Annotated in this window: 15 protein-coding genes; 14 read left to right on the top strand and 1 reads right to left on the bottom strand. The window is 53.1% G+C overall.

Translation table 11 applies throughout. From position 1 onward, the window contains the following. Positions 1-241: 241 nt before the first annotated feature. Together ygjG and NA986_RS07275 are read left to right on the top strand one after the other, a co-directional pair. A complete protein-coding gene (ygjG, locus tag NA986_RS07280; RefSeq protein ID WP_001520281.1) occupies positions 242-1,621 on the top strand; it encodes a putrescine aminotransferase in 1,380 nt (459 codons plus the stop codon). A gap of 170 nt (positions 1,622-1,791) precedes the next feature. Further along, positions 1,792-3,810: an NADPH-dependent 2,4-dienoyl-CoA reductase gene (locus NA986_RS07275; RefSeq protein ID WP_000121522.1), complete on the top strand. Its 2,019-nt coding sequence runs from the start codon at positions 1,792-1,794 to the stop codon at positions 3,808-3,810. Positions 3,811-3,890: 80 nt separating this feature from the next. Here NA986_RS07275 and rlmG read toward each other — a convergent pair whose 3' ends face one another. Further along, on the bottom strand, positions 3,891-5,027 hold the full coding sequence (gene rlmG, locus NA986_RS07270) for a 23S rRNA (guanine(1835)-N(2))-methyltransferase RlmG (protein ID WP_023215703.1): 1,137 nt from the start codon (positions 5,025-5,027) through the stop codon (positions 3,891-3,893). 85 nt (positions 5,028-5,112) lie between these two features. Here rlmG and NA986_RS07265 point away from each other — a divergent pair, with 85 nt between their 5' ends. From NA986_RS07265 to NA986_RS07210, 12 genes are all read left to right on the top strand, one after another. Next, positions 5,113-5,610, top strand: a complete 498-nt coding sequence (locus NA986_RS07265) for a M48 metallopeptidase family protein (RefSeq protein WP_000202966.1) — start codon at positions 5,113-5,115, stop codon at positions 5,608-5,610. A gap of 151 nt (positions 5,611-5,761) precedes the next feature. After that, positions 5,762-6,454: a SanA/YdcF family protein gene (locus NA986_RS07260; protein WP_000937454.1), complete on the top strand. Its 693-nt coding sequence runs from the start codon at positions 5,762-5,764 to the stop codon at positions 6,452-6,454. 88 nt (positions 6,455-6,542) lie between these two features. Beyond that, positions 6,543-7,541 (top strand): Gfo/Idh/MocA family protein, encoded by a 999-nt coding sequence (locus tag NA986_RS07255; protein ID WP_023215704.1) that lies wholly within the window; start codon positions 6,543-6,545, stop codon positions 7,539-7,541. 269 nt (positions 7,542-7,810) lie between these two features. Next, a complete protein-coding gene (locus tag NA986_RS07250) occupies positions 7,811-8,779 on the top strand; it encodes a TerC family protein (RefSeq protein WP_001098833.1) in 969 nt (322 codons plus the stop codon). 254 nt (positions 8,780-9,033) lie between these two features. Then, positions 9,034-10,278 (top strand): serine/threonine transporter SstT, encoded by a 1,245-nt coding sequence (sstT, locus tag NA986_RS07245; protein ID WP_000235363.1) that lies wholly within the window; start codon positions 9,034-9,036, stop codon positions 10,276-10,278. A gap of 449 nt (positions 10,279-10,727) precedes the next feature. Beyond that, entirely contained in the window at positions 10,728-11,390 is a 663-nt protein-coding gene (gene yqjA, locus NA986_RS07240) for a DedA family general envelope maintenance protein YqjA (RefSeq protein WP_000422143.1), read from the top strand. Between the two features lie 3 nt (positions 11,391-11,393). Continuing rightward, complete coding sequence (gene mzrA / locus NA986_RS07235; protein WP_000917516.1) at positions 11,394-11,777, top strand: EnvZ/OmpR regulon moderator MzrA; 384 nt, start codon at positions 11,394-11,396, stop codon at positions 11,775-11,777. Between the two features lie 144 nt (positions 11,778-11,921). Further along, positions 11,922-12,290 (top strand): DUF1090 domain-containing protein, encoded by a 369-nt coding sequence (locus tag NA986_RS07230; protein WP_000877297.1) that lies wholly within the window; start codon positions 11,922-11,924, stop codon positions 12,288-12,290. 41 nt (positions 12,291-12,331) lie between these two features. Continuing rightward, a complete protein-coding gene (locus tag NA986_RS07225) occupies positions 12,332-12,637 on the top strand; it encodes a DUF883 family protein (protein ID WP_000031219.1) in 306 nt (101 codons plus the stop codon). A gap of 2 nt (positions 12,638-12,639) precedes the next feature. After that, positions 12,640-13,038 (top strand): phage holin family protein, encoded by a 399-nt coding sequence (locus tag NA986_RS07220; RefSeq protein ID WP_000785623.1) that lies wholly within the window; start codon positions 12,640-12,642, stop codon positions 13,036-13,038. Beyond that, on the top strand, positions 13,035-13,334 hold the full coding sequence (locus tag NA986_RS07215) for a YqjK-like family protein (RefSeq protein ID WP_000095496.1): 300 nt from the start codon (positions 13,035-13,037) through the stop codon (positions 13,332-13,334). The genes NA986_RS07220 and NA986_RS07215 overlap by 4 nt, the downstream gene beginning before the upstream one ends. A gap of 247 nt (positions 13,335-13,581) precedes the next feature. Further along, positions 13,582-13,974, top strand: a complete 393-nt coding sequence (locus NA986_RS07210; protein WP_001592732.1) for a DoxX family protein — start codon at positions 13,582-13,584, stop codon at positions 13,972-13,974. Positions 13,975-14,017 lie beyond the last annotated feature (43 nt).

Here is a 14,017-nt window from a genome sequence, read left to right as displayed (position 1 = left end):
TTTTTCTTTAAAATCTGCCCTGGCTCACCTTTTTCTCACGCCGCCGCTACCGCAACACACCGTAAACCGTAAAACAAGATCTGCTCAAAATGCATCCAATTGTTAACACATGACATTAAATGTTGTGTAAATGTGATTATTCCTGGTGTTTATCCCGATTTTCACTATGGGCTTAGACCCCCGCTAATCCCTGCAATACTTAATTCAGTATCATGTGATACACGGCCCTCTGGAGCTCATTTTGAACAGGTTACCTTCCAGCGCATCGGCTTTGGCCTGTAGCGCGCACGCACTGAATCTCATCGAGAAGCGAACGCTAAACCATGAGGAAATGAAAGCACTAAACCGAGAGGTCATTGACTACTTTAAAGAGCATGTAAATCCAGGATTTCTGGAATACCGGAAATCTGTTACCGCCGGCGGGGATTACGGAGCCGTAGAGTGGCAAGCGGGCAGTTTGAATACGCTTGTCGACACCCAGGGGCAGGAGTTTATCGACTGTCTTGGGGGGTTTGGCATCTTTAACGTGGGGCACCGTAATCCTGTTGTGGTATCCGCCGTCCAGAATCAACTCGCAAAACAACCTCTCCACAGCCAGGAGTTACTTGATCCCTTGCGGGCGATGCTGGCAAAAACGCTGGCGGCGCTGACACCGGGGAAACTCAAGTACAGCTTTTTCTGTAACAGCGGCACCGAATCCGTCGAAGCGGCGCTAAAACTGGCAAAAGCGTATCAGTCGCCGCGCGGCAAGTTTACCTTTATCGCCACCAGCGGCGCATTTCACGGCAAATCATTGGGCGCGCTCTCCGCCACGGCCAAATCCACCTTCCGCAGACCCTTTATGCCTTTACTGCCGGGCTTCCGCCATGTGCCGTTTGGCAATATCGACGCGATGAGCATGGCATTTAGCGAAGGCAAAAAAACGGGCGACGAGATAGCAGCCGTGATTCTGGAGCCTATTCAGGGTGAAGGCGGCGTGATCCTGCCGCCGCAGGGATACCTGACAGAGGTACGTAAGCTCTGTGACGAATTCGGCGCGCTGATGATTCTGGATGAAGTACAAACCGGCATGGGGCGTACCGGCAAGATGTTTGCCTGTGAGCACGAAAATGTGCAGCCTGATATTCTGTGTCTGGCGAAAGCCCTGGGCGGCGGCGTGATGCCGATTGGCGCCACCATCGCGACTGAAGAGGTGTTTTCGGTTCTGTTCGACAACCCCTTCCTGCATACCACCACTTTTGGCGGTAATCCGCTGGCTTGTGCTGCCGCGCTGGCGACCATTAACGTCCTGCTGGAACAAAATCTCCCGGCCCAGGCGGAACAAAAAGGCGATACGCTCCTGGATGGTTTTCGACAACTTGCGCGTGAATATCCCAATCTGGTACACGATGCGCGCGGCAAAGGTATGTTGATGGCCATTGAATTTGTCGATAACGAAACGGGCTACCGTTTTGCCAGTGAGATGTTCCGTCAACGCGTGCTGGTCGCTGGTACGCTGAATAATGCGAAAACAATTCGTATCGAGCCACCGCTCACGCTAACCATTGAACTGTGCGAACAGGTATTGAAATCAGCGCGTAATGCGCTGGCGGCGATGCAGGTGAGCGTTGAAGAGGTTTAAAAACGATGCCGGATGGCGCTATGCTTATCCGGCCTGTTTTCCCCGGGTCGCGGCCTCTTTTTTGAATCCCATCACAATCACCACATTCCCCTTTTCCCTTTTACCTCGCGACGGCTACAGTAGTAACTCATCCGACCACATAACAATAATTTTACATACTGGATACGCTTATGAGCTACCCATCGCTGTTCGCCCCGCTCGATCTGGGCTTTACTACTCTCAGAAACCGCGTGCTGATGGGATCGATGCACACGGGTCTGGAAGAACATCCTGATGGCGCCGAGCGCCTGGCGGCATTTTATGCCGAGCGCGCGCGACACGGCGTAGCGTTAATCGTCACCGGCGGTATTGCGCCCGTTCCCTCCGGGGTCGTGATGACCGGCGGCGCGATGCTGAACGATGCCAGCCAATTAACGCCTCACCGCGTGGTGACCGATGCCGTACATGCGCAAGGCGGTAAAATCGCGCTGCAAATTCTGCACACTGGACGTTACAGCTATCAGCCGCACCTGGTCGCGCCGTCGGCAATTCAGGCGCCAATCAACCGCTTTATGCCGCATGAACTGACGCATGATGAAATCTTGCAGTTAATCGACGACTTCGCGCATTGCGCGCAACTGGCGCGGGAAGCAGGCTACGACGGCGTAGAGGTGATGGGATCAGAGGGCTATCTGATTAATGAATTTCTCACCCGGCGAACTAACCATCGTGATGACGAATGGGGCGGCGACTATGCCAGTCGTATGCGCTTCGCGGTTGAGGTAGTACGCGCGGTACGCCAGCGGGTAGGGAACGACTTTATTATTATCTATCGCCTGTCGATGCTCGATCTGGTGGAAAATGGCGGCACGTTCGACGAAACGGTACAACTGGCGCAAGCCATTGAAGCCGCAGGCGCAAGCCTAATTAATACCGGCATTGGCTGGCATGAGGCGCGAATCCCGACCATCGCCACGCCAGTACCGCGTGGCGCCTTTAGCTGGGTGACGCGGAAACTCAAAGGTCATGTTTCGGTTCCGCTGATCGCGACCAATCGCATTAACGATCCGCAGGTCGCCGAGACGATCCTGACGCGCGGCGATGCCGATATGGTGTCGATGGCGCGTCCCTTCCTTGCCGATGCTGAATTCCTGACTAAAGCGCAATCCGGACGCGCAGATGAGATCAATACCTGTATCGGCTGTAATCAGGCCTGTCTGGATCGGATCTTCATCGGCAAAGTGACCTCCTGTCTGGTGAACCCGCGCGCCTGTCACGAAACCCACATGCCGATAACGCCGGCCATACGCAAAAAGAACCTGGCCGTTGTCGGCGCAGGCCCGGCGGGGCTGGCTTTCGCGATTAACGCCGCGTCGCGCGGCCATCATGTCACGCTGTTTGACGCCCAGAGTGAAATTGGCGGTCAGTTTACTATCGCCAGGCAGATCCCGGGTAAAGAGGAGTTTTACGAAACGCTGCGCTACTACCGTCGAATGATCGATGTTACTGGCGTTACGCTGAAACTGAACCAACGGGTGAACGCAGAGGATCTTCAGCCCTTTGACGAAGCGATCCTCGCCTGCGGAATAGTACCGCGACGCCCGCCGATAGACGGTATTGATCATCCAAAGGCATTGACCTACCTGGAGGTATTGCGCGATAAGGCGCCGGTTGGTAAACGAGTGGCGATCATCGGCTGCGGCGGGATCGGTTTTGACACGGCCATGTATCTGAGCCAGCACGGCGAATCCACCAGCCAAAATATTGCTGAATTTTGTACGGAATGGGGAATTGATACCAGCCTGCAACAGGCAGGCGGTCTGCGCCCGGAAGGCCCACGCCTGGCACGTAGTCCACGGCAAATCGTCATGCTGCAACGCAAAGCCAGCAAGCCGGGCGAAGGGTTAGGTAAAACCACCGGCTGGATCCATCGCGCGACGTTACTGGCGCGCGGCGTGAAGATGATCCCGGCAGTCAGTTACCAGAAGATCGACGACGACGGATTACATCTCTTGATCGGCGGCGAACCGCAGTTGCTGGAAGTGGATCATGTGGTGATCTGCGCCGGACAAGAACCCCGCCGCGAGCTGGCGGACCCGTTACGCGCCGCAGGTAAAACGGTACATCTTATCGGCGGATGCGATGTCGCGATGGAGCTGGATGCCCGACGGGCGATTGCCCAGGGCACCCGACTGGCGCTGGAGATTTAACGACTTTGCCTGATGGCGCTGCGCTTATCGGGCTTACGCCGTCATACCGGTTTTATAGGCCGGTATGACGCTTGAGCGTCTTATCGACGGCGTCCCTGCTTCACCGCTTTCAAAATAACAAATTTATTGTTGGTAGCTACCGTCGCGCAATTACCGAAAATCTTCTTCAGCTTGTGGAAATAGTCCAGATGGCGGTTCGCCACAATATACAGTTCGCCGTTGATTTTCAGGCAGCGGCGGGCGTGATGGAACATCTCCCAGGCGATATTATCCGTCAGCGCATGTTTCTGGTGGAACGGCGGGTTGCAGAACACAGCGTTAAAACGGAACGGCTCCACGCCGGAGAGCGCATTGTTGATCATAAATTCGCAGCGTTCGAACGCTTCCGGCAGGTTCGTTTCTACATTCAAACGGCTGGAATCTACCGCCATCGGCGACTCATCGACAAATACCACGTTCGCCTGCGGATTTTTCGCCAGTAAGCTCAGGCCAATCACCCCATTGCCGCAGCCGAGATCGACAATCTCCCCGTCGAGGTTTTCCGGCAAATGCTGCATAAAGAAGCGCGCGCCGATATCCAATCCGGTACGAGAAAACACATTCGCGTGGTTGTGAATCGTCCAGCCTGTATCTTCCAGTTTCCAGCTTAGCGTTTGCGGCGCGTCAGCCAGTTGCGGATGACTGAAGGTACAGTTAATCAGGCGCGCTTTCTTCCACGCCAGCGTCGTCGTGGTTGGGCCCAGCACTTTTTCAAACAGTTCCAGCGTAGAGGTATGAATATCACGCGCTTTCGCGCCGGCGATAATACGCGTTTGCGCCGTAACGACCTTACGCAAAGCGCGTAACTGCTGTTCCAGCAACGCCAGCGTTTTCGGTACCTTAATCAATACCACGCCCGGCGCCTGCGGGTAGTCAGCGGTACTGTCGAGAAACGTTACGCTGGACTCCGCGATGCCGTTATGGCGTAAATTCTCTCGCGTACCCAGTTCGCTTAAATACGAATCGCCAATACTGTATGGCGAATGCTCCGCCAGCGCACAGCTTAGCGCGCCAAACGTATCATTCAGGATCAGCACCGGGCCGCGAATTTCCGTCTCATCCAACTGTTGCAGCAGATACTCATCGGCCGCCTCCCACGCCAGAAGCGGGTTAACATCATCCGTTTGCGGAAAACGTTTCAGCGTCAGTGAACGGAAACCGTCGTCTACGTGGCTCATTAGGCCTCCTGAATGGTAAAATTGCGGCGTTATCCCTGAAAAGGGTGCGTGAGTATACACTTTTTATCAGCAACATGGAGCTTTGATGACCTCACTAACTTACCTTCAGGGGTATCCGGAACATCTCCTTGCCCAGGTGCGCGCCTTAATCGCCGAGCAGCGCCTGGGAGCGGTGCTGGAAAAACGTTATCCCGGCGCGCATGATTACGCCACTGACAAAGCGCTATATCACTATACTCAGGAACTGAAAAGTCAGTTTCTGCGCAATGCGCCGCCCATCAATAAAGTGATGTATGACAGCAAGATCCATGTGCTGAAAAATGCGCTGGGACTGCATACCGCTGTCTCGCGCGTTCAGGGCGGCAAGCTCAAGGCAAAGGCGGAGATCCGCGTCGCCACCGTGTTTCGTAACGCCCCGGAGCCATTCTTACGGATGATTGTGGTTCACGAGCTGGCGCACCTGAAAGAGAAAGATCATAACAAAGCGTTTTATCAGCTCTGCTGCCATATGGAACCGCAGTACCATCAACTGGAGTTTGATACGCGACTGTGGCTGACGCATCAGGCGCTGTCGGCACAATAAATTCTGAAAATGCCCCTTCCCCCGTATCTTTTTAACGGCGTGGGCATAAAATCGGCGCGTTCACATTTCGCTCATTGCCTGCCGCCACGTCAAGGATGACGATCTGTAGAGGGTATTTTTTATCCACCGCCAACGGAACCGCGCAACGACCATGCTCCCACAATGTGCCCGTTTTATCCGCCGCCTCTGTTTTACACGCCGGGCGTTAACAGTGGCGTGTTTTCTGCTTGTCGCGGCAGGCGTCGCGCTTTTCTATTCTAACTGGCTTATCGTCAACGCCTCACAGCATCTGACATGGAATGATATTCAGACCGTTCCCGCCCGCAACGTCGGGCTGGTGTTAGGCGCTAAACCCGGCAATCGGTATTTTACCCGGCGGATTAATACTGCCGCCGCGTTGTATCACGCCGGTAAAGTGAAGTGGCTGTTAGTCAGCGGCGATAATGGCAAAAAAGAGTACGATGAACCTTCGGCGATGCAGCAGGCGCTGATAGCGAAAGGTGTGCCGGAAGCGGCCATTTTTTGTGATTATGCCGGATTCTCCACGCTGGACTCCGTAGTTCGCGCCCGGAAAGTGTTTGGCGAAAGCCGCATTACGATTATCTCGCAAGCATTTCATAATCAACGGGCGATCTGGCTAGCGCAACAATATGGCATTGACGCTATCGGCGTTAACGCGCCGGATCTGAATAAAAGGCACGGAACCTACACACGACTTCGGGAAAAGCTGGCGCGGGTTAGCGCAGTGCTGGATGCCAAAATTTTGCATCGTCAGCCTAAATATCTGGGCGCTGGCGTCACTATTGGGGCTGATAGCGCACACGGGTGCCCTTCTCGCCAGTAAAATGCCAGAGTGCGTCGCAGCGCACTGGCAAGGGCGGAAAGGCGTGCTACATTGACGAAAAATCCCTTTTTGGAGTCCGCTGACGTTTATGATACGTTTCGCTGTAATTGGGACTAACTGGATCACGCGCCAGTTTGTCGACGCCGCCCATGAAACCGGCAAATTCAGGCTCGCCGCCGTTTACTCCCGTAGTCTTGAACAGGCGCAGTCTTTCGCAAATGATTATCCCGTCGAGCATCTGTTTACCTCGCTGGAAGCGATGGCGCAAAGCGACGCGATTGAGGCGGTTTATATCGCCAGCCCGAATTCCCTGCATTTCTCCCAGACGCAGCACTTTTTGCAGCATAAAAAACATGTCATGTGCGAAAAGCCGCTGGCTTCTAACCTGGCGGAGGTTGATGCCGCTATCGCCTGCGCGCGCGATAATCAGCGGATACTGTTTGAAGCCTTTAAAACCGCCTGCCTGCCCAATTTCCTGCTGCTGCGGGAATCGTTGCCGAAAATCGGCAGAATGCATAAAGCATTCCTAAATTACTGCCAGTACTCTTCACGTTATCAGCGCTATCTGAACGGTGAAAATCCGAATACGTTTAATCCGGCCTTCTCCAATGGTTCGATTATGGATATCGGGTATTACTGTCTGGCGTCGGCGATCGCGCTATGGGGCGAGCCGCGCAGCGTTCAGGCGTCGGCGAATTTATTGGAAAGCGGAGTAGATGCACACGGCGTCGTGGTTATGGATTACGGCGATTTTAGCGTCACGCTACAGCATTCCAAAGTCAGCGACTCGGTACTGGCCAGTGAAATTCAGGGCGAGAGGGGATCGCTGGTCATTGAAAAGCTGTCGGAATGCCAGAAAGTGTGTTTTGCGCCGCGCGGCGCGCTGATGCAGGATCTGACCCAGCCTCAGCATATTAATACCATGCTGTATGAAGCCGGGGCGTTTGCCCAGCTTATTGAAAACCACGCCGTGGAACATCCGGGGTTGTCGCTAAGTCGCGCCACGGCAAAATGGCTGACAGAAATACGCCGTCAAACCGGGGTCATCTTCCCGGCGGACGATCTGCCCCATCCCCTTACTGCGTAAAATTATGTAAATCATATGTTACAGGTCATTGACTCTACGCGTGGCCTGTCATACTTTGTTACGCGCAAAGGGGAGTAACTTCATTGCCGGTCGATCGTCATTACGATGTGTGCAAAACCACATCCGGTCACCGGGCAGCCATAAAGGAATGCGTCAGCGTATTCCTTTATTGTTGTAAGTGAGACCTTGCCGAATGGCAAGGTCTATGCATAAAAGCAGCGGCTAATGCCATTCGGCGTTAGCCGTTTTTTTTTGCATGGGGAGAAATAATGAATACTGTTGGTACGCCATTATTATGGGGTGGATTCGCGGTTGTTGTGGTGATAATGCTATCCATCGACCTGTTGTTGCAGGGACGCCGTGGCGCACATGCTATGTCGATGAAACAAGCGGCAGGATGGTCAATCCTGTGGGTAACGCTCTCGCTACTGTTTAACGCCGCTTTCTGGTGGTATCTGGCTGAAACGCAAGGGCGCGAAGTTGCTGACCCGCAGGCATTAGCGTTCCTTACCGGCTATCTGATTGAAAAGTCGCTGGCCGTAGATAACGTCTTTGTCTGGCTGATGCTGTTTAGCTATTTCTCCGTCCCTCCGGCTCTGCAACGCCGGGTGCTGGTGTATGGGGTTCTTGGCGCGATCGTGTTGCGTACTATCATGATTTTCGCCGGTACCTGGCTTATCACTCAGTTCGAATGGCTGCTGTATGTGTTCGGTGCCTTCCTGCTGTTTACCGGCGTAAAAATGGCGCTGGCGAAGGAAGATGAATCCGGCATTGGCGAAAAACCGATGGTGCGTTGGCTGCGCGGGCATCTGCGTATGACCGATACGATCGAGAACGAGCACTTTTTCGTACGTAAAAACGGCCTGCTGTATGCCACGCCGCTGCTGCTGGTGCTGATTATGGTTGAGTTCAGCGATGTGATCTTCGCCGTTGACAGTATTCCGGCGATCTTTGCGGTCACCACCGACCCGTTCATCGTACTGACCTCTAACCTGTTTGCCATCTTAGGACTGCGCGCGATGTACTTCCTGCTGTCCGGCGTGGCGGAACGCTTCTCGATGCTGAAATATGGTCTGGCGGTCATTCTGGTCTTTATCGGCATTAAGATGCTGATCGTCGACTTCTACCATATTCCTATCGCGATTTCGCTGGGCGTAGTGTTTGGTATTCTGACCATTACGCTGGTGATTAACGCCTGGGTTAACCATCAGCGCGATAAGAAACTACGAGCGCAATAATCTTTTATCGGGGTAAACCTGCCCCGTCAAAAACGCCCGGCAGCGCACACCTGTCGGGCGTTTTTGTTTAACATGTCACAATACTGTTAATATAAAGTTATAAAACATGATCACAGCAAAAAATCCAGGATATTTCGCTTCCCGAACCTTCAACTTTCCTTATACTCAACCAGGCAAACACTTTGTTACATCCTGAAAGATGCGCCGTAAGAGCGTACAGGGGATGACCAGCAACACAATACAAGGAATATGAAATGGCTACGCAACGAGCATCAGGGCTACTGCAGCGTTTAGCGCAAGGCAGTCTGGTTAAACAAATTTTAGTGGGTCTGGTACTGGGGATTTTACTGGCATGGATTTCTAAGCCTGCGGCAGAAGCGGTTGGCTTGCTTGGCACCCTGTTCGTCGGCGCCTTAAAAGCGGTCGCCCCCGTTCTGGTGCTGATGCTGGTAATGGCCTCGATCGCCAACCACCAGCACGGTCAAAAAACCAATATTCGCCCTATTCTCTTTCTTTACCTGCTAGGCACCTTTTCAGCCGCGCTGGCGGCCGTTGTGTTCAGCTTCGCCTTCCCTTCAACGCTGCATCTGTCCAGTAGCGCCCAGGATATCGTGCCGCCGTCCGGCATTGTAGAAGTCCTGCGCGGTCTACTGATGAGCATGGTGTCGAACCCCATCGACGCGCTGCTGAACGCTAACTATATCGGGATTCTGGTGTGGGCCGTCGGTCTGGGATTTGCCCTGCGTCATGGCAATGAAACCACCAAAAACCTCGTGAACGATATGTCTAACGCCGTGACCTTTATGGTGAAACTGGTGATCCGTTTCGCGCCAGTCGGTATTTTTGGTCTGGTTTCATCAACGCTTGCAACCACCGGCTTCTCCACCCTGTGGGGCTATGCGCACCTGCTGGTCGTCTTGATTGGCTGTATGCTGCTGGTCGCGCTGGTGGTCAACCCGCTGTTGGTATTCTGGAAAATTCGTCGCAACCCTTATCCGCTGGTGTTCGCCTGCCTGCGTGAAAGCGGCGTTTATGCCTTCTTTACCCGCAGCTCTGCCGCCAATATTCCAGTGAATATGGCGCTGTGCGAAAAGCTGAATCTGGACAGGGATACTTACTCCGTTTCCATTCCGCTGGGCGCCACTATCAATATGGCCGGCGCGGCAATTACCATTACGGTTCTGACGTTGGCGGCAGTTCATACGTTAGGCGTCCCGGTGGATCTGCCTACAGCGCTGCTGCTGAGCGTGGTGGCCTCGCTGTGTGCTTGCGGCGCCTCCGGCGTGGCAGGCGGTTCATTGCTGCTGATCCCGCTGGCGTGCAACATGTTTGGTATCCCGAACGATATCGCGATGCAGGTAGTAGCGGTCGGCTTTATTATCGGCGTATTGCAGGATTCGTGTGAAACGGCGCTGAACTCATCTACCGATGTTCTGTTCACTGCGGCAGCCTGCCAGGCAGAGGACGAACGTCTGGCGAATAACGCCTTGCGTAGCTAAGTGATTATTGATGCCGGATGGCGTATGCCATCCGGCGTAACGATAGATCTGAATCTCCCAATCCGTAGGCTGTGACGGAAAGCGAATTGATGTTCACGCGCGACATCCTCGCGTAACGTTATATGTAGATGGCGTCTGCCGCGGCGCTCGGTCAGCGTACAGTATAAAGTGTCAGCCTGTGTAAATCCTCTCGCCACCCTCCCTTGCGATAAGCAAAATCAAAGCTCAACGACGCGTAATTTCTATAACGGACTTCGTTGACCTTTGTTACAATTAGATGCATTTTGAATTTTTGTGTGTTAGTGCTTGCTTACTTCACAACTTAACAAGGAATAGTTCAGGCCGCGAATTTGCCGTTTCCGCAACGCTGATAAAAACTCCAACTCTGTTGCGGCAGTGCAAACCTCAGATCACCGGCGTGACGTTAACCGATTCTCCAGGAATACTGAATGGAACTACTGACTCAATTGCTGAATGCCCTGTGGGCTCAGGACTTTGAAACACTGGCCAATCCTTCCATGATTGGCATGTTATATTTTGTGTTATTTATGATTTTGTTTCTGGAAAATGGGCTGCTCCCTGCCGCCTTTTTGCCTGGCGACAGCCTGTTGATCCTGGTCGGCGTGCTGATCGCCAAAGGCGCGATGGGTTATCCACAAACCATTTTGCTGCTTACCGTCGCGGCCAGCCTGGGTTGCTGGGTCAGCTATATTCAGGGCCGCTGGCTGGGGAATACCCGCACCGTGCAAAACTGGCTCTCTCATCTCCCCGCACATTATCATCAACGCGCCCATCACCTTTTCCATAAACACGGCCTGTCGGCACTATTGATAGGCCGTTTTATCGCGTTTGTCAGAACGCTGCTGCCCACCATTGCCGGCATATCCGGCCTGAATAACGCGCGCTTTCAGTTCTTCAACTGGATGAGCGGCTTGTTGTGGGTGCTTATCCTGACGTCGCTGGGCTATCTGCTGGGCAAAACGCCCGTCTTTATGAAGTATGAAGATCAGTTAATGTCATGCCTGATGCTGCTGCCCGTGGTGCTGCTCTTTTTTGGCCTGGCGGGTTCACTGGTCATGCTGTGGAAAAAGAAGTATGGGAGCCGGGGATAACTTATGCTTAAACCACGCATAACTGCCCGACAACTCATTTGGATCAGCGCTTTTCTACTGATGCTGACCATACTCATGATGACGTGGTCAACGCTGCGTCAGCAAGAGTCGACGCTGGCCATTCGCGCGGTTAACCAGGGCGCCAGTATGCCAGACGGCTTCTCAGTTCTGCATCATCTGGATGCGAACGGCATTCATTTTAAAAGCATTACGCCTAAAAATGACATGTTGCTCATTACCTTCGATTCCCCTGCGCAAAGCGCCGCAGCAAAAACAGTGCTTGATCAAACGTTACCACACGGTTATGTCGTCGCTCAGCAGGACGATGACAACGAAACGGTACAGTGGCTGTCCCGCTTACGGGAAAGCTCACACCGCTTTGGCTAATCTCCAGGAATCCGAATCATATCACTCACTTTGGTGATTTCATTGTTTAATGACTATGATTAATAAAGCGGTGTTTAACCCACCGCGTTATTATCGGGATCACCGCCCCGGACAACGGGTCCGAACATAAGGGAAAGTTCAGGAATGAAATACCGCATCGCTTTGGCTATCACGCTTTTTACACTTAGCGCCGGTAGCTACGCTAATTCGCTTTGTCAGGAAAAAGAGCAGGATATACAAAAGGAAATTAGCTACGCTGAAAAGCACAACAATCAGCGCCGTATTGAAGGTCTGAACAAGGCGCTCAGCGAAGTACGCGCCAATTGTACTGACAGCAAGCTGCGCGCCGAGCATCAGAAAAAGATCGCTGAGCAAAAAGAAGAGGTAGCCGAACGCCAACGTGATTTAGCCGAGGCAAAAGCAAAAGGCGATGCGGATAAAATAGACAAACGTGAACGTAAGCTGGCCGAGGCTCAGGATGAGCTAAAAAAACTTGAGGCCAGAGACTACTAAATTAACGCCGAATGTAAATACTCACTCACCTGGAGAAAACTATGTCGAAAGATAACACTACGGAACATCTGCGCGCTGAGTTGAAATCCCTGACCGATACGCTTGAAGAAGTGCTGAGCTCTTCGGGCGAAAAGTCGAAAGAAGAGTTGAGTAAGATTCGTAGCAAAGCCGAGCGCGCGCTGAAAGAGAGCCGTTACCGCCTGGGCGAAACGGGTGATGTGATTGCCAAACAGACTCGCGTCGCCGCCGCCCGCGCCGATGATTATGTGCGCGAAAATCCCTGGACAGGCGTAGGCATTGGCGCCGCTGTCGGTCTGGTGTTGGGCGTACTGCTGACGCGTCGTTAATTATGGCGGACTCTCGACAGGCACAAGGACCAGGCAAAAGCGTACTGGGTATCGGGCAGCGGATTATCACCATTATCGTTGAGATGGTGGAAACCCGGCTGCGACTGGCGGTAGTAGAACTGGAAGAAGAGAAAGCGAACCTCTTTCAGCTTTTGCTGATGGTAGGTCTTACCATGCTCTTCGCGGCGTTTGGCTTAATGAGCCTGATGGTTCTGGTCATCTGGGCTATCGATCCTCAGTACCGTTTGAACGCGATGATCGCTACCACAGTTGTGCTGTTAGTGCTTGCGCTAATCGGCGGCATCTGGACTTTGCGCAAAGCGCGTCAGTCCACGCTATTGCGCCATACGCGGCACGAACTGGCTAACGATCGGCAAATTCTGGAGGACGATCAGTCGTGAGCAGCAAAGGCGAACGCGAAAAACGTAAAGCGCTGCTTCTCAGTCAGATCCAGCAGCAACGGCTGGATCTGTCCGCCAGCCGTCGCGACTGGCTGGAGACCACCGGCGCGTACGATCGCGGCTGGAATACGGTGTTAAGCTTGCGCTCCTGGGCGCTGGTCGGTAGCAGCGTAATGGCCATCTGGACCATCCGTCATCCTAATATGTTGGTACGCTGGGCGAAACGCGGCCTGGGTATCTGGAGCGCCTGGCGCCTGGTAAAAACTACCCTCCGTCAACAACAGCTCCGCGGTTAATATCTTTTCTTTTATAGCATCGCGCCATCAGGTTATCGCCCGATTACCCCTGGTGGCGCGATACTTTTATGCATATCGTCTCTTTATCAATCACTCAAATTTTTTGAAAAAATTTGGCAATTTTCCTTGCTAACAATTCCTGTACGCCACGTTTATGATTCTCTCCAGCGATAACAATGACGCGCTAAACCGCGCCATTGCTCATGAAAATAGCAGCAGCCGCCGAATCGGCCTCCTGGAGAATAAAATGAAAAAATTAGAAGATGTTGGTGTACTGATAGCGCGTATTTTAATGCCAGTTCTGTTTATTACCGCAGGATGGGGAAAAATTAGCGGCTATGCGGGCACACAGCAGTATATGGAAGCGATGGGCGTACCAGGATTCCTGCTGCCGCTCACCATACTGCTTGAGTTCGGCGGCGGTCTGGCGATTCTGCTGGGGTTCCTCACCCGCACCACTGCGCTTTTTACCGCTGGTTTTACGTTGCTGACGGCATTGATCTTCCATAGCAATTTTGCAGAAGGTGTAAACTCGCTGATGTTTATGAAAAACCTGACCATTGCCGGCGGATTCTTATTACTGGCGTTAACCGGGCCTGGCGCGTTCAGCCTTGACCGTCTGCTGAATAAAAAGTGGTAAGCAATCTATACTCAATTAAAAAAGCGAGGGAATAGCGCCTCGC

Source organism: Salmonella sp. NW177 (assembly GCF_051811585.1).
Lineage (GTDB): Bacteria > Pseudomonadota > Gammaproteobacteria > Enterobacterales > Enterobacteriaceae > Salmonella > Salmonella enterica.
The sequence above is the reverse complement of the archived record's forward strand: the minus strand, read 5'-3'. Positions and strand labels throughout refer to the sequence as shown.

What these genes read in the sequence shown, in the direction of transcription:
- NA986_RS07275 (WP_000121522.1), top strand. Translation starts at nt 1,792, where the DNA reads ATGAGCTACCCATCGCTGTTCGCCCCGCTCGATCTGGGCTTTACTACT.
- rlmG (WP_023215703.1), bottom strand. Translation starts at nt 5,027, where the DNA reads ATGAGCCACGTAGACGACGGTTTCCGTTCACTGACGCTGAAACGTTTT.
- NA986_RS07265 (WP_000202966.1), top strand. Translation starts at nt 5,113, where the DNA reads ATGACCTCACTAACTTACCTTCAGGGGTATCCGGAACATCTCCTTGCC.
- NA986_RS07260 (WP_000937454.1), top strand. Translation starts at nt 5,762, where the DNA reads ATGCTCCCACAATGTGCCCGTTTTATCCGCCGCCTCTGTTTTACACGC.
- NA986_RS07255 (WP_023215704.1), top strand. Translation starts at nt 6,543, where the DNA reads ATGATACGTTTCGCTGTAATTGGGACTAACTGGATCACGCGCCAGTTT.
- NA986_RS07250 (WP_001098833.1), top strand. Translation starts at nt 7,811, where the DNA reads ATGAATACTGTTGGTACGCCATTATTATGGGGTGGATTCGCGGTTGTT.
- sstT (WP_000235363.1), top strand. Translation starts at nt 9,034, where the DNA reads ATGGCTACGCAACGAGCATCAGGGCTACTGCAGCGTTTAGCGCAAGGC.
- yqjA (WP_000422143.1), top strand. Translation starts at nt 10,728, where the DNA reads ATGGAACTACTGACTCAATTGCTGAATGCCCTGTGGGCTCAGGACTTT.
- mzrA (WP_000917516.1), top strand. Translation starts at nt 11,394, where the DNA reads ATGCTTAAACCACGCATAACTGCCCGACAACTCATTTGGATCAGCGCT.
- NA986_RS07230 (WP_000877297.1), top strand. Translation starts at nt 11,922, where the DNA reads ATGAAATACCGCATCGCTTTGGCTATCACGCTTTTTACACTTAGCGCC.
- NA986_RS07225 (WP_000031219.1), top strand. Translation starts at nt 12,332, where the DNA reads ATGTCGAAAGATAACACTACGGAACATCTGCGCGCTGAGTTGAAATCC.
- NA986_RS07220 (WP_000785623.1), top strand. Translation starts at nt 12,640, where the DNA reads ATGGCGGACTCTCGACAGGCACAAGGACCAGGCAAAAGCGTACTGGGT.
- NA986_RS07210 (WP_001592732.1), top strand. Translation starts at nt 13,582, where the DNA reads ATGAAAAAATTAGAAGATGTTGGTGTACTGATAGCGCGTATTTTAATG.